This window comes from Mesobacillus persicus (assembly GCF_900109925.1).
Taxonomy (GTDB): Bacteria; Bacillota; Bacilli; order Bacillales; family Cytobacillaceae; genus Mesobacillus_B; species Mesobacillus_B persicus.
Genome location: NZ_FOBW01000012.1, coordinates 54248 through 77156, shown reverse-complemented (window position 1 = coordinate 77156; position 22909 = coordinate 54248). Strand labels below are relative to the sequence as shown.

General features: G+C 42.3%; 21 protein-coding genes. 3 read left to right on the top strand and 18 right to left on the bottom strand.

Annotated features, from left to right (window positions below):
- Positions 1–100 precede the first annotated feature (100 nt).
- Together BMX30_RS16285 and BMX30_RS16280 are read left to right on the top strand one after the other, a co-directional pair.
- Positions 101–721, top strand: coding sequence for a DUF3298 and DUF4163 domain-containing protein (locus BMX30_RS16285; protein ID WP_170843915.1), 621 nt, complete (start codon positions 101–103; stop codon positions 719–721).
- 173 nt (positions 722–894) lie between these two features.
- A complete protein-coding gene (locus BMX30_RS16280) occupies positions 895–1929 on the top strand; it encodes a cytochrome-c peroxidase (RefSeq protein WP_090748083.1) in 1035 nt (344 codons plus the stop codon).
- Positions 1930–2004: 75 nt separating this feature from the next.
- Here BMX30_RS16280 and BMX30_RS16275 read toward each other — a convergent pair whose 3' ends face one another.
- The 14 genes from BMX30_RS16275 to BMX30_RS16210 all read right to left on the bottom strand — a co-directional run bounded on the left by BMX30_RS16275 (position 2005) and on the right by BMX30_RS16210 (position 17535).
- Positions 2005–3654 carry a glycoside hydrolase family 13 protein gene (locus tag BMX30_RS16275; RefSeq protein WP_090748275.1) on the bottom strand — a complete coding sequence of 550 codons (1650 nt, stop codon included), beginning with the start codon at positions 3652–3654 and terminating at the stop codon, positions 2005–2007.
- Between the two features lie 61 nt (positions 3655–3715).
- Positions 3716–4405, bottom strand: a complete 690-nt coding sequence (locus BMX30_RS16270; protein WP_090748080.1) for a YesL family protein — start codon at positions 4403–4405, stop codon at positions 3716–3718.
- Positions 4406–4645: 240 nt separating this feature from the next.
- Positions 4646–5671 carry a LacI family DNA-binding transcriptional regulator gene (locus BMX30_RS16265; protein ID WP_090748077.1) on the bottom strand — a complete coding sequence of 342 codons (1026 nt, stop codon included), beginning with the start codon at positions 5669–5671 and terminating at the stop codon, positions 4646–4648.
- Between the two features lie 81 nt (positions 5672–5752).
- Positions 5753–6568, bottom strand: a complete 816-nt coding sequence (locus tag BMX30_RS16260) for a carbohydrate ABC transporter permease (protein WP_090748074.1) — start codon at positions 6566–6568, stop codon at positions 5753–5755.
- On the bottom strand, positions 6568–7428 hold the full coding sequence (locus BMX30_RS16255; protein WP_090748071.1) for a carbohydrate ABC transporter permease: 861 nt from the start codon (positions 7426–7428) through the stop codon (positions 6568–6570). Before BMX30_RS16255 ends, BMX30_RS16260 begins: the two co-directional genes overlap by 1 nt.
- A gap of 94 nt (positions 7429–7522) precedes the next feature.
- Complete coding sequence (locus tag BMX30_RS16250) at positions 7523–8824, bottom strand: ABC transporter substrate-binding protein (RefSeq protein ID WP_090748069.1); 1302 nt, start codon at positions 8822–8824, stop codon at positions 7523–7525.
- Positions 8825–9570: 746 nt separating this feature from the next.
- Positions 9571–11289 carry a CocE/NonD family hydrolase gene (locus tag BMX30_RS16245; RefSeq protein WP_090748065.1) on the bottom strand — a complete coding sequence of 573 codons (1719 nt, stop codon included), beginning with the start codon at positions 11287–11289 and terminating at the stop codon, positions 9571–9573.
- A 90-nt stretch (positions 11290–11379) separates the two neighbouring features.
- Positions 11380–12270 carry a glycine betaine ABC transporter substrate-binding protein gene (locus tag BMX30_RS16240; RefSeq protein WP_090748061.1) on the bottom strand — a complete coding sequence of 297 codons (891 nt, stop codon included), beginning with the start codon at positions 12268–12270 and terminating at the stop codon, positions 11380–11382.
- A gap of 20 nt (positions 12271–12290) precedes the next feature.
- A complete protein-coding gene (locus tag BMX30_RS16235; RefSeq protein ID WP_090748058.1) occupies positions 12291–13121 on the bottom strand; it encodes an ABC transporter permease in 831 nt (276 codons plus the stop codon).
- Positions 13118–14371 carry a quaternary amine ABC transporter ATP-binding protein gene (locus BMX30_RS16230; RefSeq protein WP_090748055.1) on the bottom strand — a complete coding sequence of 418 codons (1254 nt, stop codon included), beginning with the start codon at positions 14369–14371 and terminating at the stop codon, positions 13118–13120. The genes BMX30_RS16235 and BMX30_RS16230 overlap by 4 nt, the downstream gene beginning before the upstream one ends.
- Before the next feature lie 28 nt (positions 14372–14399).
- A complete protein-coding gene (locus tag BMX30_RS16225; protein ID WP_425283772.1) occupies positions 14400–14861 on the bottom strand; it encodes a thioesterase family protein in 462 nt (153 codons plus the stop codon).
- Between the two features lie 22 nt (positions 14862–14883).
- Complete coding sequence (locus tag BMX30_RS16220; RefSeq protein WP_090748050.1) at positions 14884–15852, bottom strand: L-carnitine dehydrogenase; 969 nt, start codon at positions 15850–15852, stop codon at positions 14884–14886.
- A complete protein-coding gene (locus tag BMX30_RS16215; protein ID WP_090748048.1) occupies positions 15849–16742 on the bottom strand; it encodes a beta-keto acid cleavage family enzyme in 894 nt (297 codons plus the stop codon). The genes BMX30_RS16220 and BMX30_RS16215 overlap by 4 nt, the downstream gene beginning before the upstream one ends.
- Before the next feature lie 244 nt (positions 16743–16986).
- Complete coding sequence (locus BMX30_RS16210) at positions 16987–17535, bottom strand: TetR/AcrR family transcriptional regulator (protein ID WP_090748045.1); 549 nt, start codon at positions 17533–17535, stop codon at positions 16987–16989.
- Between the two features lie 535 nt (positions 17536–18070).
- Between BMX30_RS16210 and BMX30_RS16205 the strand changes: the two genes are divergently transcribed.
- On the top strand, positions 18071–19132 hold the full coding sequence (locus tag BMX30_RS16205; RefSeq protein WP_090748042.1) for a LysM peptidoglycan-binding domain-containing protein: 1062 nt from the start codon (positions 18071–18073) through the stop codon (positions 19130–19132).
- A gap of 367 nt (positions 19133–19499) precedes the next feature.
- On the opposite strand, the gene BMX30_RS16200 is transcribed toward BMX30_RS16205, so the two are convergent.
- The 4 genes from BMX30_RS16200 to BMX30_RS16190 form a co-directional block, all read right to left on the bottom strand.
- Positions 19500–19937 carry a YkvA family protein gene (locus BMX30_RS16200; protein ID WP_090748039.1) on the bottom strand — a complete coding sequence of 146 codons (438 nt, stop codon included), beginning with the start codon at positions 19935–19937 and terminating at the stop codon, positions 19500–19502.
- Positions 19938–19952: 15 nt separating this feature from the next.
- Complete coding sequence (locus tag BMX30_RS23610) at positions 19953–20105, bottom strand: hypothetical protein (protein WP_170843913.1); 153 nt, start codon at positions 20103–20105, stop codon at positions 19953–19955.
- A gap of 204 nt (positions 20106–20309) precedes the next feature.
- Positions 20310–20774 (bottom strand): BsuPI-related putative proteinase inhibitor, encoded by a 465-nt coding sequence (locus BMX30_RS16195; RefSeq protein WP_090748036.1) that lies wholly within the window; start codon positions 20772–20774, stop codon positions 20310–20312.
- A gap of 136 nt (positions 20775–20910) precedes the next feature.
- Complete coding sequence (locus BMX30_RS16190) at positions 20911–22887, bottom strand: NAD(P)/FAD-dependent oxidoreductase (RefSeq protein WP_090748034.1); 1977 nt, start codon at positions 22885–22887, stop codon at positions 20911–20913.
- Between the last annotated feature and the right edge of the window lie 22 nt (positions 22888–22909).

Genomic DNA, 22909 nt, shown 5'->3' with positions numbered 1-22909 from the left:
TGCTTCCTAATAGAGGGACAAGGAGCAAGTAAACCCGGCCATGACGTGAACAAAGATAACCCCTTCATGAATACTATGGGTAAACAAAGGGGGACTTGAAGTGGCTATTTCATTACCAGTTCGTTTGAAAACCGTGGAAGTGGGCACCGGACCTGATCAAAAAATCTATTATCCTAAAGTCATAAAGATGCCTAATCATCGTCTCGAAAAATTCATCAATCAGTGGATCATCTACCATACGCAACAGCTCATCAACCAACAAGTCGGCGAGTCGCCGTCAACTGTCGTTGAAATGCTAGCGTCCTATGAAATTAAGAATAACCAACGTGATGTATTGAGTTTCTCATTCTCTAATTATACCTACCATCACCAAGCTGCCCACGGAATGACCTATATCAACTCGTTAACATTCGACTTAAAGACAGGAAAGAAACTTCAATTAGACGATTTGTTTAAGCCTGGAAGTGACTATATCGGAAAAATCTCATCTCTTATCCAGTCCCAGATCGAACAACGCGACATCCCTCTACTAAACGAGTTCACCACCATTCAACCAGATCAGGATTTTTATATTGCTGATAAAACACTTGTGATTTACTATCAACTGTACGATCTCACGCCATATGTGTTCGGATTCCCAATGTTCCCAATCTCTGTTTATGATTTGAAAGAGATCATTGATGAAAACGGCCCGCTTGGGCGGATGGCTGAAAATAATTAGGGCAAACACAGGGACGGTTCTCCTGCTTCCTTAGGAAGCAGGAGAACCGTCCCTGTGTTTCGTCAAATAATGCTCACATTTCGCGTCTCATTTTTAATTACTATTAAATTATAATAATAATTAACAACACCGACTTACTATTCTAAATACTTTAGTTAAAAGGGGTGGAAATATTGAAATCGTTAAAGCTTAAAATCTTTTCTCTACTTTTATTGGCTGTTGGGTTAGTTGCTTGCTCAAACACAGAAGAAGCAAAGGCTCCTGAACAAGAAGAGAAACCAGATATCACCGTGAGTAGCTTACTTGTTCCAATCGGAGATGTTCCTGTTCCAGAAGATAATCCAATGACAGATGATGCAATCGAATTGGGTAAGACTCTATTCTTTGACCATCGACTTTCCGGAGATAACAAACAAAGCTGTGCCACCTGCCATATTCCAGGCGCTGGATATGGAGATAATCGTGCGAAATTTGTTGGCCATGAGGGATTTGAAGGGCCAAGAAACTCGCCGACCGTCATCAATTCTGGCTATTATACATCCAACTTCTGGGATGGACGTGCTGCTTCCTTAGAAGAACAAGCATTAGGTCCGATTGAGTCCGCAGTGGAAATGAATCAACCCTTAGATGAACTTGTCGAAAAGCTAGCTGCCATCGAAGGCTATGAGGAATTATTCCGAGAGGCATTTGGCGGACCAATTACCTTAGACAATGTCGCCAAGGCCATTGCCGCATTTGAACGTACAATTGTTGTACAAGATACTGCTTTTGATCGTTTCCTAGAGGGCGATAATGATGCATTGTCCGCTCAAGAAATTCGTGGCTTGGACTTGTTCCAGGGCAAGGCAAGTTGCATTTCCTGTCACCAAGGTGAGAACTTAAGCGATAATAAATTTCATAACATTGGTTTAAGTGGAGATGAAGGCCGTATGGCGATTACTGGAGAAGCTTCAGATGAGGGAGCGTTCCGCACGGCTGGATTATATGGAATTACTCATACCGCACCATACATGCACGATGGCCGATTCGAAACGCTCGAGGAAGTCGTTGACTACTATAACCATGGTGGAGAAGATAATCCTAATAAAAGTTCATTTATTTTCGAGTTGAATTTAACAGATGATGAAAAAGCTGACTTAGTTGCATTCTTAAAAGTATTAGGCGGAGAACCACCAATCGTAACACCACCAAGCCTTCCAGGTATGTAGACCATTTTTTCTAAGATAGACAAAGGGACGGTTCTTCTGCTTCCTAATAGGAAGCAGGAGAACCGTCCCCATGCTTTATAATCGGTAAACTCTTGCTTCGTAAGGGCGAAGCGTTCGGTTTGTGCTTTCTGGGTAATTGCTTAAGCATAGTTCTGCTTGCTTTGTTTGGAATTTCTCTGGCAATGTAAATTCGGCTGCTTCTGCAAACAGATTGGCCATAACGACGAAGGTTTCCCCTTCGAACGTTCTTGTGTACGCGTAGGTTTGCTCATGGTCTTCTAGAATAAGATCGTAGCTACCATAGATGAGCGTCTCATTTTCTTTGCGAAGTTCAATCAATTTTTTATAAAAATGCAAGATGGAGTTCGGATCTTGCAACGATTCTTCGACGTTAATCTCTGTGTAATTTGGATTTACTTTTAACCAAGGAGTTCCTGTCGTGAACCCGGCATTCTCCGTAGTGTTCCATTGCATTGGCGTTCTTGAGTTATCGCGGCTGTTCTTCCAAATAATCTCCATGATTTCTTCGTGTGATTTGCCGTCTTCAAGCTCGGTTCGATAGAAGTTCCTATCTTTAACGTCATTATAGTCTTCGATGGAATCGAACTGAACGTTGGTCATGCCAAGTTCTTGGCCTTGATAAATAAACGGTGTTCCCTGCATTAAGAAATACATCGTTGCTAGGCCCTTTGCAGACTTCTCGCGCAACTCTCCGTCATTTCCCCAAGTAGACACTGAGCGTGGTTGGTCATGGTTTTCAAGGAATAACGCATTCCAGCCGCGACCGTCTAATCCTGTTTGCCACTTAGTTAATGTTTTTTTCAGGGCATGGATATCAAGACTGCCTGACGTGCTTTTGCCCCAAAGGTCCAAATGTTCAAATTGGAAGATCATATTGAACTTGCCGTTTTCCTCGCCAACCCATTCATCTGCTTGACCGACACTAACCCCATTCGCTTCCCCAACGGTCATAATGTCGTAGTTAGCAAACGTTTCTTGTTTTAATTCCTCAAGGAACACTTGAATGCCATCGCGATTCATATGCCCTTTCATCGACGGGACATACTTTTTCTTATCCGGGTTCGGTAGATCTGGGAAACCAGGAATTTTTTTAATATGAGAGATCGCATCGACACGGAAGCCATCGATTCCTTTATCCAACCACCAGTTCACCATATCGTAAAGCTCACGACGAACCTTTGGATTTTCCCAATTTAAATCAGGCTGCTTCTGGGAGAAAATGTGCATATAATATTCTTTCGTTTCCTCATCATATTCCCAAGCCGGACCGCTAAAGATTGATTCCCAGTTATTTGGTTCCTTGCCATCTTTGCCAGGATGCCAGATATAGTAATCGCGGTACGGGTTCTCTTTTGAAGAGCGAGATTCAATAAACCAAGGATGTTCATCGGAAGTGTGATTAATGACCAAATCCATAATCAACTTCATGCCACGGTTATGGACTTCATCTAACAGCTGGTCAAAATCTTCCATCGTCCCAAACTCTTCCATAATTCCTTGATAGTTACTAATATCGTAACCGTTATCATCATTAGGAGAAGAATAGATCGGACAAATCCAAATGACATCAATACCGAGATCCTTTAAATAATCAAGCTTCGAAATGACCCCTTGGATATCCCCAATTCCATCGCCATTATAATCCATAAAGCTGCGCGGATAGATCTGATAAGCCACCGCTTCTTTCCACCAAATTTTCTTCAAGTTGTTCCCTCCTAAATCCTGGATGGTGCCTGGCACCATCCATTTTTCTTCCATTCTCCATCTATTTGTCACTTTGATTTTTGTTGGTTATGTTTAAGTACAAGCGATAAAATGCTGAAAAGGATAAAAAGGCTGTTAGTGCTCCTGTGAAGAAAATGAACAGGAACAATGGGCCGTTGATGCTTGCGTATAACAGGATAATCCCACTAATGGATACCGCCAATAATAGAATTGGACTGCCGACTGTAATGAGCATCGCTTTCTTCATGACATCGCGCAGTTTTAAATCATAATGTGCATTAACGGAGAAAAAGTTGACAGTATACACATATAAAATCAGTCCAAAAACAATGAAAACCATACCAAGAATTGGACTTTGCTCTCTTAAATAATAGTAATCGGCTACTAGAATCGCCCATAACAAGGTGAGGATGCTCCCACCGAGAACGCTTTTTTTATAGTTTTCCTTGAAGTATTTTAAATAAGACGCAACCAGTGAACCTCCATCTTGATCTAGTAGCCAATCCCTTGCACTCGCAAACAATGCAGCTGTTGCCGGGAAAAATATTACCGGAGCGAGCACAACTGTTGGGATTAGAAACAGAATAAAATGACTTGGTTCTTCAGCCTTAAGCAAATTCACAACGCCAAAGACGATTGGGAGATTCACGAGTAGCCACAGCAAGTTGGTGACCGAAAATCTCATAATCCATTCACTCGCTGCATACAACCCGCCTACGATGTTTTTCATGATGATTCCTCCCTTTCGAAAAAATGGCGCTGAACTACTGTGATTCTATAAAACATATTTAGTAGTTACATTAATGTGTTGATTATGCCTCAGACACTTCGCAACAAGGGGAGTTTTTCGGGAGCCCCTTAGAGGCTGTCAAACCCCTACCACCGTGCCAAACAAGTGCAATTAAAGCGAAATCGTTTGCACATTATTCCAAAAAAAATTGCATTGGCGCTCCCGCCATCGCAACTATTTTTACTTGTCTAACAAGGATTGACATGAGCCTCGCTCTTCAATAAACGTCGGGATGATGACACTCTTTTTAAACATCAAAGGATTCTTAATCTCCTCGATCAAGCATTTCGCCGATTCATACCCTAACTGATAGATTTGGGTGTCAATTGAGGTTAATGGTGGCGTTGCCAGCTTAGCAATAATCGTATTGTTAAAGCTAATAATGCTAACTTCTTCCGGGACTTTAATGTTCTTTTCACGCAAACATAACAGCAAATTGAGCGCCGCAATATCATCTGTGACCACAAACCCCGTTGGAAGCTTCGAGCCATCTAATAGTTCATCCACGACGCGCTTCATCGGTTCAGATTTATCCAAATGCTTGATAAAATCCGCATCAATATCTAGGTTATTCATGCGCATGGCATCCGTATACCCTTGGAGACGCGCGGCTGACACTTCATATTTCGGTTGTTCACTAATAAACCCAATTTTCGTATGACCAAGCCGGATTAAATATTCCGTCGCCTCTTTGGCCGCTTGAACATTGTCATTATCGACACTCATGATCTCGTTTGCTTTGCCAATCGGCTTTCCAACAACTACAAACGGGATCCCACTTTTCACTAAAAACGGCACGACTTTGTCATCCTTTTTCGAATAAGAGACGATTAGGCCGTCCACTCGTTTTCCTTGGACCATCTTCACAACATCATTAAAAATCGCTTCCTCTGACTCACCAGTTGTGATGCTAATATTAAAACTCTGCTGATGGCAGAGTGCACTGATTCCTCGTAAAACTTCTGGAAAGAATGGGTCATGTAGAGAGGCACTGGTTGAATTTTTCATCACAATCCCAATCGTTTGGGTCGATTTTTGCACAAGCACGCGAGCATTGTGGTTGATATAATAGCCCATTTCCTCCATGACTTTCCGAACCTTTTTCTTCGTTTTCTCGCTGATTCTCGGACTGTCTGACAACACGCGAGACACGGTCGATGGAGCAACATTTGCCTGTTTCGCAACATCTTTAATCGTGACTGCCATCATCTACACCTTCTTTCCTGGTCGATCTGTCTCTTTCCCTTTATTTTAAAGGAAAGAGGACTAAAGTTCTATACTTTCTAACTATTTCACAGCACCTTCTGAAACCCCTTCAATAATCTGCTTTTGCGCAAAGAAGTAGGCGATGATGACAGGAATGATCGCAATCGTCAAACCAGCCAAAGCTAAGTGCCATTGTTTTGTATACTGACCGAAGAAATAGAACATCTTCAATGGAATCGTTGCACTGTTTTCACTTAAAATTAACGAAGGCAATAGATAGTCATTCCATATCCAGATGATGTTTAAAATCGCCACGGTCACTGAAATCGGCTTCAACAATGGGAAGACAATATGCCAGAACGTCTGGAATTTATTCGCCCCATCAATAAGCGCCGCCTCATCTAAGGACACAGGAACCCCGGTCATTGCTCCATGATATAAGAAAATCGACAAACTGCTACCGAAACCTAAGTACATAAAAATCAATCCAGCCTGGTTCAGCATATCTGCTTGCCCAAAAATTGAAACGAGTGGAATCATTACTGATTGGAATGGAATCAGCATCGCCGATACAAAGAGCAACAGAATCGCACCGCTGACTTTGCTTTTATTCCGCGACAGGGCGTAACCAGCCATCGAGCTGAAAAGCACAATAATGATAACACTCACACCTGTGATCAACACAGAGTTCCAAAGCGAATTGACAAAGTTTAAATCGATAAACGCTTCAACAAAGTTATCAAAAGACCAAGCTTCTGGCGTCCCAAGGACATCTGTAAAAATTTCCTTCTTTGTTTTAAAGGCATTGACAATCATTAGGTAAAACGGGGATAACCAGATTAACCCGAGCAGGATACCAAGTGCGCCAATGATATACGAATTACGTTTGCTCTCCATTAGAGGTCAACCTCCCGTTTTTTATTGTAATACACTTGCGTTAACGCAATCGCTGCGACAATGATAAAGAAGACAACCGCTTTCGCCTGTCCATACGCCATTTCATTGGCACTGAACGCGGTTTTGACGATTTCCATCGCGACCATTTGCGTCGATTCGTACGGACCGCCGTTTGTTAACGACAAGTTTTGGTCGTAAATTTTAAAGGAATTCGATAAAGTTAAAAATAAACTAACCGTAAATGCTGGTGCCACAAGCGGGAACGTAATGCTTTTAAACCGTTGGAAGCTATTGGCGCCATCAATTTTAGCGGCTTCAATTAACTCACTTGGGATGTTCTGTAAGTAGGCAATATAAATGATCATGATATACCCAGCCATCTGCCAACAAGTCAGAATCACAAGACCCCAGAAACCTGTTCCCGTGGTCGATAACCAGCCTTGCAACGCTTCAATACCAAGCGCTTCGCCAATATCACTAAATACATTGATAAAAATAAACTGCCAAATGAACCCGAGAATCAGTCCACCGATCATGTTCGGCATGAAAAAGACCGTTCTTAATAAATTGCTTGTTTTCAATTTGCGTGTCACTAGGATGGCCAAGCCTAAGCCAAGTACATTTAAGGCAATAACTGTGACAAATGAAAACTTAACTGTAAACCAAATCGCATTTAAAAACGCTGTATCTTGGAATAGTCGGATATAATGCTCGAATCCGACAAACTCTGTTGCCTTTATTCCATTCCAGTCTGTAAACGAATAGTACGTACCGTAAATCAAAGGAACGATGACAACGAGACCTAACCCTAACAAGACAGGTGTTAGAAACAGCCAGAACGAAACGTCCCGATTCCTCATGAAGGATCCCCCCGATGTGTTTTGCTGATGAAATGGAACAAAACAGCCATTTTAGCTGTTTTGCGCCATCACTTTTTTATGAGATTGAGATAGATTACTTACGCTTTTCTTCCCATTGCTTGATAGAGTCTGCTTCAACTTCATCCCAAGTCATTTTACCGTCGATGTATTGTTGCATGTTCGGACCAGCTACGCCTGTGCCCCATGGATTGCTAGGGTATCCAGCGAAAATCCAGCCAATTGTCTTTCCTTCTGAAGCATAGCGATAAACATCTTGAGATAGAGGGTCAGAAATTTTATCCGTGTCATAGCCTTCATAAGCAGGGATAAATTTAAAACTTGTTAACACAGCTTCTTTACCAGTATCAGATGTATACATCCAGTCTAAGAAATCTTTAGAAGCTTGTACTTCTGCTTCGTCTGCACTAGAGTTAACAGCCCAGTAGCTAGATACGCCGACAGGAATGCTGCCTTCATAGCCTTCTACTGGAATTGGTAGAATGCCAATGTTCTGTGCTACTTCTTCATCCATTTGTTCAACAGAAGGGAACACCCAGTTTCCTTGCTGGATCATTGCTACACGCTCAAGGGAGAAGTATTCTTCAACCTGTTGAGAATAGTCAAGGCTTAACACCGGCTGAACAGAATACTTATTCATCAAGTCTAGGAATCTTTGCATTTCATCGCCTTTTTCGAACTTAACCGTGTCAGCATTGAAAGATTCAACAACCGAGTGATTGAATTCATCCGCTAAAAACGCATTCGCTAAGTGGTCACCAAGTACCCATGCTTCTTTACCTGGTAAAGCAAAGACTGCTTCAATGCCTAGCTCATCTTTTTTGCTATCTAGTGTTTTAACCACATTTTCTAGGTCTTCATGCGTTTGGATAGTACTAGGATCAATTCCAGCTTTTTCAAAGATCGCTTTGTTGTAAACTAAGCCGTACCCTTCTTGGTTCACTGGCAATCCTAAGATTTGCTCTCCATCTAAAACTGTAGCCAATGTGCCATCTAATGCTGCCTCAGCTGCTTTTGTACCTGAAAGGTCTGTTAAATACTCTTTATAGTCGATGACATCTTGTGGTCCAGTTACGTTAAAAATATTGATTTCTTCTCCAGAAGAGAAAGTCGATTTAAGTACTGGAGCATAGTCTGTTCCGCCACCAACGGTTTTCACGTTGATTTTCACATCTGGATTTTCTTCTTCATATTGTGCAACCAATTCTTCAAACTGAGTCTTGAATTCTACTTTATTTTGAAAAATATCGATTGTGACTTTATCGCCTGATGCCGTATCGTTGGATGAACCTTCATCTGAAGATCCACACCCAGCTAGTAAAATACCAGATAACGCCAACGCTGAAATCGCCTTTACATAAAACTTTTTGCCCTTCATTCCATTCACTCCTCATATATAGAACTTGTCTGTTTTTCTTTCATCTAATGAATTCGTTTGCACTTACCGTTTAACTCTGAAACCCTATTACAAGCGCTTACAAACCCACTAAATAGTAGAAAAATGTAGATTGTTAAGCTGTAACTCTCTACTATTTTGCGCAACTTGTGAAAACGTTTGCGCTAACTTCTAAATTGATAATATCATAGAGTCTAAATTTGCGCAAACGTTTTCTCTCGTAATCATTGCGGAAGCAAGGGGACGGTTCTCTTGCTTCCATTTAGGAATCAGAAGAACCGTCCCCTTGCTTATTTTGGTGAGAAAGATGGGGCTTGTCACAAATCCGTCACCAATATTTCAATAACTTCCGAGAATCGATGCATAACTTGAAATAATCGATGCATAACTTTCGATAATCAATCCATAACCCTCAATAATCGATGCATAACTAAAAAAACCACCCCATAGAGAAGGCAAACTTCTTCTAGCAGAGTGGTTTTATCAATAGAAAATAGAACGATTTCAGCTAAAATCTAGTATTCTCCCATCATTGCACCAATAAAAGCTCTCGAAACACCTCGCTTTTAGCAAGAAGTAATCTACTTTATAAGGCTCTTTTCTCCTTTTTAGCTGCATGGTCTAAAACAGAAATGATTTCGCTATGTTTTCACTGAAAAGTACAAGCAAAGGGACGGTTCTTCTGCTTCCTAAAAGGAAGCAAGAGAACCGTCCCCATAGTCACCCGCCTATTTAGCAGGTATAACTGGCAACAATACATGTGAAGGGTGTTGGCTGTCGTGATAAATCGTTTGGGTTGCTTTGACCATTTCGACGGTGTCCTTTGTGGTGTTCCCAGTATTCGGGTTTACATCATACCTCGGAAAATTACTAGACGAAATTTCGAGCCTAATCGAATGTCCTGGTAAAAAGACATTGCTCGTTGCCCATAAATCGATTTCATATGGAACAATCTCGCCAGTTAAAGGAGCCTTTTCCTCAGAACCTTCTCTATACTTTGCCCGAACGATACCATCTGTCAGATTATACGCTCTGCCATCAGGGTACACATCTATTAACTTTGCAGTAAAATCCGTATCTGGTGCATCTGTAGACGCCCAGAGCTGGACTTTTATCCAACCGGTTACCTCAAGTGGATCAACCATCGGCTCTGATGTATACACGAGTACATCTTTACGCTCCTCAATCTTACGCTGGTCTCGAGGTCCTGAATTTCTTCCATTGTAAAACAAAATACCGCCGCCATGGGTCGGAACAGGGTCCTCTGGGTCGTAAACATACTGGTCCTGTGGCTCATCATCAGGTCCCTCAAGCGATAATCCACCTGACTCTAGGTGCGCTGTACCCTCACTATGGAGATAAAAAGGGGTATAAACAGTCCTTTGTAATGGCCATTCCTTTTCTGAACGCCACTCATTCACACCCATTGTAAAAATCCTCACTGGTTCTTCATCAGTGGGCAATGAGGTCCCATCCTCTTTTAACCAGAAGTTGAACCAGTCAAGATGAAGCGAGGTGATGTCCTCCTTTCCACCAATTGAATCGCCTGAGCTGTTAATTCCGAAGAAACGCTCGCCAATTTCCGAATGGAACACACCATGCGCCCACGCGCCAATGATTAGCTTTTGATTGTTTACCGAGCCAGTAGTACTCATTTCTTCAAAATTTTTGATGGTATGTGCTAAGAAATTATCATACCAACCAGCAATATGGTAGGCCGGAATCTCACCAGTATACGGCGCACTTCGATCAGGATGTGTAAGGAGTTCTGAGTTTAAATGCTTCTTATATAGTTCTCGCATTTCTGGGTGTTTCATAATCGGTGGCCAATTCTCAAAAGGAATATGCTTATGCCACTCATCAATATGATTCAAATCATTCGTAATGTCCTTTAGGGTCTCGGCATATTTCTCACCATTCCCTTGTTGTCTTTTTAAATAGTCAGGAGCAACAGAATCCAAAATCCATGTTTGGGCAGAAGCCAAATCACAAACGCCATGTCTGTCCACGTCTTGCCCTGAAATATTACCGGTCATTGCGGGCACAATTGCTTTAAGCGAAGGAGGGGCCGCCTGCAAGGCATATAATTGGGTAAAACCATAATAGGACAACCCAAACATGCCGACCTTCCCGTTAGAATAAGGCAAACTTGCAGCCCATTCAACCGTGTCATATCCATCTTGAGCTTCATACTTGCCTGGTTCAAACTCACCCTCTGACGCGAATCGGCCGCGAACATCTTGGATAATTACGACATAACCACCCAACACCATTCGCATCGGATCGATATAGCGGTGCGAAAAGTTCGGTAGGTTTTTATTATAGGGTAAGCGAGTCAGCACAACCGGAAATTGCCCTTCGCTCTTCGGACGATAAACCGTTGCATACAAAGTAACACCATCCCGCATCACACATGGAACTTCTCTTTCAACAATAATTTCTGACATCCTCACAGCCTCCTAGAAGAAGCAAGGGGACGGTTCTTTTGCTTCCTAAAAAAAGGAAGCAAGAGAACCTTCCCTATGCTTCCTTTTGTATTACTTCCCTAGCATTTCGTTTACTTTGTCTTGGTTGTTGTCGATCCATTCACGAGCGACTTGTTCGGGGTCTTGGCCTTCGTCTTCTATTTTGGCAATCATCGCTTCGACGTCATCGATGGAAATGCTCCAATTAGCTAGAAACTCATAGGCTTCCGGAGCCCTTTCTTTTAGATCATTGTTGGTGATGACTGAAACACTTGCTGATTCAAAGAAACCTTTGTTATCTTCTAACACTTTAATATCAAACTTATTGAACATTGTATGTGGACGCCATCCGTAAAAAATGACTGGTTCCTCTTGAGCCATTTTTTTCATTGCTTGAGCAATCATCCCGCCCTCTGAGGAATTTATTTGGGTTAAATCTAATTCATAACCAGCAATGGCATCATTGATCACTTCAGTGGCACTTGCACCTTTTTCAATCGCATACATTTCATTTTTAAACAAATCTTCCTTACCTTTTAAATCAGACATCGTATTGATATCTTCCATATAAGAAGGCACAACCCATCCTGCTTCAGCATTATCGTAACTTACCGCTGTGTTATGGATGTTATCTGCATATTTATCTAAATAAACCTCATGAACTGGAAGCCAAGCATCCATAAAGACATCAATATCTCCACGTGAAAGTCCAATGTAGACATTTCCTGCATCAGCCTTTGTCTCGGCTACTTCATATCCCATATCTTGTAAAATCAAGCTAGCAATTTTAGTTGGAGGGACTGTACTAGTCCAAGGAGTCACACCAAAAGTAATCGTTTCTGTTGCGTCTGTGTCACTGTCCCCTTCTGCTCCTTCTTGGTTAGTTGCTCCCTCATTCGAAGAACAACCAACAATTATCGATAATACGAACATTGTCATGATTCCTAATAGAAATTTTTTCATCACTATCTCTCCCCTTTTTTTTATGATTTATTTCCTAAACCTTGTGTAATTCGGTCTAAAATAATCGCTAACACAACGATAGCTAAACCACCTGTTAAACCAAGTCCTACATTGACCGTTGAAATTCCTGTTAAAACGGTAGATCCTAGACCAGGAGCTCCAATCATCGAGGCCACTACAGCCATCGATAACGCTAGCATAATCGTCTGATTCACGCCGGCCATAATCGTTGGCAAAGCCAATGGAAGCTGAACCTTAAAAAGTAATTGCTTTGATGTCGAACCAAAAGCTTTAGACGCTTCTACTACTTCTTCAGGAACTTGTTGAATCCCTAAGCTGGTCATTCGTACAGCCGGTGGAGTGGCAAAGACAAAGGTTGCAATGACTGCTGGTACACCACCTAGACCAAATAATAGAATCGATGGAATTAAATAGACGAAAATTGGTAATGTTTGCATGAAATCTAATATTGGTCGAACTATTTTATCCACAATCCTATTTGTTGCACTCAAAATTCCCACCGGTACTCCGATAACAACAGAAATAATGGTGGAAACAATAACAATCGAAACCGTTTGCATCGCATCCGCCCAAAGGGATACAGATCCTAAATACAGACATCCAAGTAAGGTAAACAAAGCAGTACCTTTTCCCGCAATTTTCCAAGCTAAGATAATAAGAATGAGAGCGATGAGCTCAGGGGGAACCGCGATTAAAAAGTTGGCAACGCCTTCAATTGATGTTTTTAAAACTTCACTAATCTGGTCAAAAAAACCACTCATAACCGGCAGTAACCAGTTATTCACAAAGTCATTTGTCCAGTCTTCTAGCGGAAAATGGAAGTAATTCACGCAGATACCACCTCATCTTTCATGCCTTCTTCACTTTTTTTTTCAGCTACTTCATTATGCATCTCAACATCTACTTCTTTTCCTAATACCAAACCTGACAGAATTGATACCCGCGAGATAATCCCTAATAGCTTCCCATCCTCAATGACGGTAATAGGGTATTTCGTAACAGCAGCTATACCAATCAAATCATTTAGTGGCGTTTCAGGAGCAGTCCAGTAAACATCTTCTGTTAATACATCGACCATTGGCAAATTCTCTTTATATGCCTTTATGGCATTATCAATCGTTAATAAGCCTTTGTAGTTTTTATCCTTATCAACAACAAAGATACTTGAAGCTCCGGCTTCCTCCATCTTACGGATTGCCACTCGTGGACCATCTTTATAGGTCATCAGTACTTCAGGCTTTTTCATGACATGGGAGGCTTCTAGAACCTTAGAACGATCCACGTCTTTAACAAATTTAGACACATACTCGTCTGCTGGATTTTCTAAAATCTCTTCAGCTGTACCAATTTGAACAATCTTTCCGTCTTTCATGATCGCGATTCGGTCACCAAGCTTTAACGCCTCGTCTAAATCATGAGTAATAAATAGAACAGTCTTCCCTAACTTGTTTTGAAGCTTCAGCAACTCATCCTGCATTTCTTTGCGGATAATCGGGTCCAATGCACTGAACGCTTCATCCATTAATAAAATATCAGGATCGTTTGCAAGTGCACGAGCCAGGCCAACACGTTGCTGCATCCCGCCACTAAGCTCTTTAGGATAACTAGCTTCATAGCCTTTTAAACCAACATCCTCAATCGTTTTCATCGCTTTTGCTTCTCGTTCTTCTTTTTTGATTCCTTGAATCTCTAATCCATAGGCGACATTTGATAAAATTGTCCGGTGGGGCAGCAGGCCGAATTTCTGGAAGACCATCCCTAACTTTTTCCGTCTCGTTTCAATCAGGGTCTTATTATCCATTTTCGTAATATCATCGCCATCAATGAGGATTTCGCCATCAGTAGGTTCGATTAATCTGTTAACAAGACGAATCAATGTAGACTTCCCGCTACCAGACAACCCCATAATCACGAAGATTTCTCCTGGTTTCACCGAAAATGATGCTTGGTTTACCCCAACTGTCATTCCTGTTTTATCAAGAATTTCAGCTTTTTGTTCCCCACTTTTCAACCTTTTTAGACCTTGTTGAGGGTGAGGGCCGAAAATTTTCGTCAGATTTTTTACTTCAATCTTATTCATACACATTCCCCTCTTCTTTTTTTAGCTCCTACGATCGCTTAATACCAATTTTTCGTCCAGCTAGTTTAGGAGTTTCAAGCTGTTGATGAGCGTTCCAAATTTCTTCTATTTTAGGAGCGATTTCGCCTGGAAATGGAGCTGACTTACCTTGAGCTGAATCCATCCCCATCAACATCTGCTCACTCGTCGCAATCACATTCTCCGCTTTATTTTTCATTGTAAAAAACACATGCAAACGTTTGGCATCGACATCAAGTAGCTGTACGGTCACACTCAATGGCTCGCCCTTATGCGCTTCCTGCAAGTAGACGATATGCGTTTCTAACGTAAAAATCGTATAGGCATACTTTTCTCGCGCATTCTCATCTAAGCCGATATAGTCCATGAAAGAATCGACCGCTAAGCTAAACACATTTGCGTAAGCGGCATCGTTCATGTGGCCATTATAGTCAACCCACTCACCACGAACCTCGTCTTGATAGTGAAACATTTCCATTCCCTCCGGTCCCGAATTAATTTTTTATTAGACTCTTAGATTCAGGCCAGTAGTCTTCCACTAAATCTAATAATTTAACTAAAAATTCATTTCGTTTCTGTTCGAGCTCGGAAATGGTTGTCTCGCCCGCATGTGTTTCGCAGCCGGAAATGACTTTTTCTTTCAAATCATCTGTTAATTCTGGTGCTACTAACTTTGTCCATGGAAGTTTAAGCGCCGGTCCAAACTGTTCAAGCATGTGGCGCATCCCTTGATCTCCACCAGCTAGATGGAAGGTTAAGAAAGGTCCCATTTGTGCCCAACGTAATCCTGCTCCGTAGATGATCGCTGCATCCACTTCTTCAGTTGTTGCAATTCCATCATTCACTAGGTGAAGTGCTTCACGCCAAAGCGCTTCCATTAGACGATCGGCTACATGGCCCTCGATTTCCTTTTGAATCACTAATGGCTTCATTTCAATAGATTCATAGAAAGTGCGTGCTTCATCCATCACTTTCGCATCTTTTGCTTGCCCGGCAACAAGTTCCACAAGCGGTAAAAGATAAACGGGGTTGAAGGGATGGGCGACAAACACTCGTTCAGGGTGTTTCAGTCCTTCTTGAAGCGTAGTAGGCATAATCCCAGAAGTGCTTGAACCGATTAATGCATTCGGGTTCGCATACTGGTCGATGGATGCTAATACGTTTTGCTTCAATTCTAAACGCTCAGGCACATTTTCTTGAATCAGATAAGCGTCGACAACTGCTTCTTCGAGTGTGTCAACAAAGGTTAAACGCTCGGTAGATGCACCATCGGCAAGTCCTGTTTGCTCTAAAGATGGCCAGGCTTTTTTCAACATTTCACGAGTGCGTTCTTCCGCTCCTGGTGCAGGGTCGAAAGCAACCACGTCATGACCTTTTGCTAAAAATCTAGCAATCCAGCCATTACCGATGACTCCTGTCCCGATTACCGCAAGCTTTTTACTTTCTTTTATCATATGATTCATCGTCTCTCCCCTTTGCTGTGGTTGATTAAGCCGAATTTTTCACGAGCTTCCTGTGGAGTTAAAACCCCAATTCCGTTCGAATCTAATAGGTTGATAGCTTTTTCAACTAGCTGATCGTTCCGTGCCATCACACCTTTTGATAGATATAAATTGTCCTCCAAACCCACTCTTACATTCCCACCAAGCATAGCGGCCTGAGCGACGATTGGTAATTGCATACGACCAATTCCAAATGCGGACCAGTGAGCATTTTCTGGAAGGCGATTTTTCATATAGAGGATTGTCTCGACATCGGCCTCTGCTCCCCATGGGATTCCCAAACAAAATTGAAACATAGGATCGCCGTCAATTAAGCCTTCATTAATCAACTGCTTGGCAAAACGAAGATGTCCAGTATCAAAGCATTCAAGCTCAGGCTTCACCCCTGCTTGTTGAATAAGCTTAGCTTGCTCTCGTAGCCAATCTGTTGGACTCATATACACCATATCTCCAAAATTGACGGATCCGCAGTCAAGTGTACACATCTCCGGGAGTAATTCCCCAACTGGTTGATGACGCTCTTTAGGGGTTTGCATATCGGTTCCATCCCCACCGGCAGCTGGTGTGCTTAAACTTGGAATAAAGTCGCCGCCCCCACCAGATGTAATATTGATAATGACATCCGTTTCAGAGTCACGAATTCGATCAACAATTTCACGGTAATGGTCGATATTATGACTAATTCCACCTGTTTTTGGGTCTCTAGCGTGAATATGTGCGACTGTTGCTCCAGCCTTGGCAGATTCGATTGCCGCTTCTGCGATTTCTTTCGGAGTTACTGGGACATGCTGACTTTTAGAGGCGGTATCTCCCGCACCTGTGACAGCTGCTGTTAATAGTACTTTGCTCATGTTCATTCCCCTTTCTTCAAACACAGTATTTTATGTACCATCCGGACGGTTAAGTTCAATATGATTATTACTATACCATCCGGACGGTTATGTTTGCAAGGGATAACCACAAAAGAAAACAGTGCAGTTGTCGTGTTTCAAGTAGATAAATAGGGGGGCATGCCTGTTATTTCAATACATTTGTCTGTACTTAGAAAATTTTAAAAAAGGTAAAAATCATTAATCAATCCTAATTTTGGTGTGCTTATTCTGGTTTTTGTTCATCAATCCACTCTTTTAATCTTGCATAAATAATTTCTTTCTTTTCTTCTCCAATATGATAGATATCAAAAAGTTCTGCTAACCAAATCCCATCCGTCGCTAATCGGATGATTGTAGCTTTTACAGGATCAATGCCATCATTTTCAATATCTCGCTGCCACTCGGTGTACAAATCACGTATAGGGTTAAGTAAATCAGCATTAACGGCTTTTGCTGCAAGCAGACCGGAGTTCATATCTTTATTTTCATACGTGTTCTTAAACGTTACATCTACATACGCCCGTGTCCATTTTCCTACATCCTTAGGATCAGCTTTCGCATTATTCTCGATTTTCTCTCGATAATTACTTGCTAAATGGTCGACCATCCCTTTGACTAAAGCTTCCTTAGAAGGGTAATGATAGAGAAGTCCACCTTTGCTAATCCCAGCCTCTTCTGCTGTAGCCTCTAACGTTAAATTAAAGATTCCTCTTTCACTAACAATCTTAGAAGCAGCATGAAGTATATCTACTTTCCTAGAGTTTCTGCCCATTCCATTCTCCTTTTTTTAACATTAATATCAATTACTATACCATCCAGACGGTACTCTTTCAACTTTAACCTTGGGGACGGTTCTTCTGCTTCCTGATTAGGAAGCAAGAGAACCGTCCCCATGGTTTATTGTGGTGAGAAAGATGGGGCTTGTCACAAATCCGTCACCAATATTTCAATAACTTCCGAGAATCGTTGCATAACTTGAAATAATCGATGCATAACTTTCGATAATCAATCCATAATCCTCAATAATCGATGCATAACTAAAAAACCACCCTAGTAGAGGACGAACGCCCCTCTACTAGGGTGGTTTTTTACTATAAATGAGAACAATTTTGGCTATGATCTAATATTCTTCCTCCAATCCGCCAAAAAAAAAAGAGAAATTGCTACTAAAACACGCTTCTTTTCATGGGGACGGTTCTTCTGCTTCCTAAATGGAAGCAAGAGAACCGTCCCCATGGTTAAGTGCCGTTCCCTCATCCGATGACAAGCCATAGGATATGAACAATAGGAAAGTGAGGTGAACTAATATGGCAGCTGATGAAATTCTATATACGGTGGTGAAGGGGGATACTCTTTGGAGCATTTCTAGAAAGTTTAGTGTGACGGTGGAGTATATTAAGCAAGAAAATAATTTAACCTCTGATACCATTCTCCCAGGCCAAGTGTTAAAGGTCGGCGATCAGGATTCTCAATATACGGTTGTAAAAGGAGATACACTTTGGGGGATTGCGAAAAAATTCAATGTTACGGTCGACCAACTAAAACAACTGAACAATTTAGACTCTGACGTGATTTATCCGGGACAAGTTTTAACCGTGGCGAAGATTGACACTCCTCAAGACACAACTTACACCGTCGTGAAGGGCGATACACTCTGGGGAATTTCAAAAATGTTCAATACAACAGTCGACCAACTCAAGCAATTGAACGGTTTGACCACTGACACCATCTATCCAGGGCAAGTTTTACAGGTGAAAACAGATCAGACAGGACCTTCTAAACTAATCAGTCACGGCAACCTCCAGCGGAAACAAATTGCGTTAACCTTTGATGCTGGGTCAGATATTGCTGGAATTGGGATTTTAGATGTACTGAAAAAACATCAAGTAGCTTGTACCTTCTTTTTAACCGGAAAGTGGGTGGAAAAATTCCCTGCCCATGCAAAACGAATCATCGCTGATGGTCACGAGGTCGCAAATCACTCTTATAGTCATCCAGACTTTACAAAAATTGGTGAGAAAACTATTTTAGAAGAATTAAAGAAAACAGAACAGGCCATCCGCCAACAAATGGGCATAGACCCTCGTCCGTACTTCCGCTTCCCATACGGAGCGTCTAACGCACAAGCACTTAAAGCTGTCGGCATGGCCGGTTATCCTTATAGCATTCATTGGACCACTGACACAATCGATTGGCGACAGCCTGAAGAAGATGTAATTGCAACAAGGATTGAATCCAACGCAAGCAATGGGGATATCGTCCTCATGCACATCGGTGGAGTCAACACACCCGCCGCAGTCGACAAGGTCATCCCGAAACTAAAATCGAAAGGATATCAATTAGTGACGGTTGGCGAGATTTTAAAGTAAAGAACAAAAGCGCAAGCGCCTTGATCAGCCCCGTGAGTCTAGACGAGCCGTCAATAAGGTTGTTTTTTAACCTTCTTGACGGATTGTACCAAAAGCGGAGGCGACTGCACAGGGACGACAAGCATAAGACGCGGCCTGTAAGAAGGTGCTTTTTACCTTCTGAAAGGGAGTGGCTTATGTCTTCGTGTCCCTAGGAGCCGCAGCTAGACAGACTTATGACCCGAGGGGCTAGGCGCTGGAACTGGATACAGAGAACGAACACAATTATCCACACCCTTAAACTTTTATAAATTCCTTAACAACAAAAAGGACGGTTTCCCCAAGCGGTACCGTCCACTTACATACTATATTGCAACACGAGCAACGTTTACGAGAACTTCCCCTTCAACTTACTCCAAAGCCCGCTTCCTACCATCTTATCTGCCACTTCAACGATTTGCTTAATCACCTTCAACACATCTTCATCCCCAGCCCAGTAACTCCGGACGATTTCAGGATCCACATCATTGATCATATTATTTAAAACAAACGCCGCAACAGCTATATCATCGGCATATCCTACTGGTCCCAAGATAATTTCAGGCATCAGATCGACTGGAGAAACAAAATAGGCAATCGCACCAACTAGTTTTGCTTTGTGACCAGCCGGAACTCTTTCGTCCAAGGATAGCTTGCACAACAAGTGGAACAAATCCGGTCCAAATAACAAGATGTCCGCGAACTTATGCACTTTTCCATCATCACTCTTAATCCACGCATGCATTCTTGTCCGAAAACTTTGGTAGAAGTCTTCTTTATCTAACATATCATTGCCTCCTTTTTAGCTGTTCTTCTCTGCCTCTTTGCGTATCGTGCCAACTTTTTTATCACTTCTCGTATCTCTTCCATCAGCATTTCGAATCGTGCCAGGTGGTAGACCTAACTTCTTTTCTAACGTCCCTACTGTGCAATCACTTCGAATTTTTCTTGCCATCGAAACACTCTCCTTTAAAGGATCGAAACTACTTTTAGAATAGCATAATATTCCAATTACTAGTATCTATTTCCTAGCTAAAACTAGCAGATTGGCTCATTCATTAGCTTTTCGACAGGTCCGCATAAACACGGTGCCTTTTCTATTATTTTACCCGTAAAAAAATAGCGAAAACACCGGATATGGCGCTTCCGCTAGGTTCTATCATTCCACTGTAAATTCCTTCGTCACTTCAAACATCGGGCCATCTTGTGGCGTCATCCAAGCTTTCAGAACATATTCTCCCGGTTTAAGCTCTAAGTCGTGAAGCTTGATCTCATAGGACAAAGCCTCTCCCTGTTTCACTGTCTCTTCTCCTAACACCTGTAAAAAAGAGGCAACGCTCGAAAACAGAAAAACTTCTTCCCCATCTTTGGTTTCAACCGAGTAATCAAACCGCTGTGAGCTCGTAAACTCAAGAGTCACTTCCTCCTCCGTTTGATTCTTCACTTCGTACTGAAAAACTAAGGCACTTTTCTCCATTAAGCTAGGAAGCATCTCACCAGCCACAATTCCACTCCCCTCACCATTCGTCCCCTTATCCTCACCGTTAAACACCGGCTTATCACCTGTTCCACAACCAGCCAGTAACAACACTCCTAACAACAACACCATCCAAACCCTTCGCATAACTCCCACCCCATTTATGGTGATACTTTCAACTACTAATCATTATATTAGTCGCAAACGGTTTCTAAACGTTACATGCAAACAGGGGACGGTTCTTCTGCTTCCATTTAGGAAGCAGAAGAACCGTCCCCATGCTCTATACCCCTATCGACGCTGCGACTTTTTTTACTACAAGGTCCTCAATTACATAAGCCTTCTCAAATCCGTCCCTAATTGCATTGGTTATCGAACCAGGGTTGATGGCATCCCCGATGACAAAGACGTTGTCGAAGTGTTCGCGATAGGACGCTTCCAATGGGTTGTAGGACTCTGTTCCCATCGCGAAGACCACATGATCGACCGCTAGCTCGGATGATATTCCCAATTCATCCTCGACCACAACTGAATTGGGACGAACTTCGGCAACATTTTTATCAGTGACAATCTCGACTCCGGCATTTTTCATCCGCTTGTATAGCATCGCTTTCGTTGGCGCAGTTACCTTGCTGCCTGTCTCTGTTGGGACATCGATCAAAGTCACGTCATTCCCGGCCTTCGCAAGCTGACTCGTTACACTATAACAGACCATGCCACTTCCCACGACAATCACTTTTTGACCCACGAACTCCTTACGCTTTAGATAAACATCTTCATAATCCCATACATTTGCCAGATCATTTCCCGCTAGGTCTGGAACGATTGGTTTCGCCCCCGTTGCTAAAAATACTGCATAAGGGTTTAATGCTTTCACCTCATCAATCGTCGCAACTGTATTGAGGCGCACATCCACATTAAGTCGCTTCATTTCATTCGAGTGATAGTCAATCATCCAGTTCATTTTTTCTTTTGAAACTGGGGCGGTCACAAGGTTCAACTGGCCACCAAGTTTACTGTCCTTCTCAAAGATCGTGACGTCATACCCTTTTAATGAAAGAACTCGCGCGGTTTCCATTCCGCCTGGACCCCCACCGACGATGGTCACGTGGCGCTTTTCTTCTGTCTGCCTAAATTCTGTAAACTCTAGTTCCCGACCTGCTCTGACGTTCACCGAACACTGAAGATGAGATAGATTCATGACAGTTTTAATACAATGAAGGCAGTTAATGCACTTCCTAATTTCCTGTTCACGTCCTTCGATTGCCTTCTTTGCCCACTCAGGATCGGCAATGTGTGACCGGCCCATGGCAATAAAATCGGCGCGGCCGTCTGCTAAAATCTTTTCTGCAAATGCTGGGTCCCGGATAACCCCAACAGTGATGACAGGAATATCGACTACTGTTTTCATTTCCTCCGCAAGGTAAACTCTCCAGCCTTGTTCAAACATGGGCGATTCGATGATTTTATCCATTGAATGATAGGTACCCGCCGATGCATGGATCGCGTCCACTCCGATTTCCTCTAAATATCGGCTCATTTCCTTACTTTGTTCTATATCGATTCCACCATCTTCAAACTCGTCGACACTAAGCCGGACGGTTACAGGGAAATCTTGGCCGCATTTTTCTTTTATCCCTAGGACGATTTCTTTTAAAAATCGCATCCGATTTTCAAAGCTTCCACCATACTCATCATTCCGCCTATTAGAATTAGGGCTCAGAAACTGGTTGATTAAATAGCCATGCGCACCATGGACTTCAACCCCATCAACACCAGCGGTTTTACACCGTACCGCACCCATGATAAATTTATTCACTAGCTCTTTCACTTCTACCGTCGTTAATTCACGAGGTTCTTCTCCGACGGCTTTACAGGTTACTGGACTCGGCGCAACAATTTGCTTTCCACCGATTAAGCCAGAATTGGATTGTCTTCCTGCATGATGAATTTGCACAAAAATCTTCGCACCGTATTTTTTCACTGCATTTGCTAATCGTTGGATTCCTGGAATAAACCGATCTTCGTCAATCCTTAACTGATTCAATAATCCTTTCCCCAATTCATTGTCAATCGTCGTAAACTCTACAATAATCAATCCCGTTCCACCTTTGGCCCGCTCTTCATAATAGGCAATTTGGTGATCGGTAACCTCCCCATCAGGTCCTACTAGATTCGTGCCCATTCCAGGCATGACGAGTCGATTCTTCAACGTTAACTTACCAATTCTGCCTTCTTCAAATAAACGAGGGTAATTCAAGACGATGTCCTCCTCCACTCAG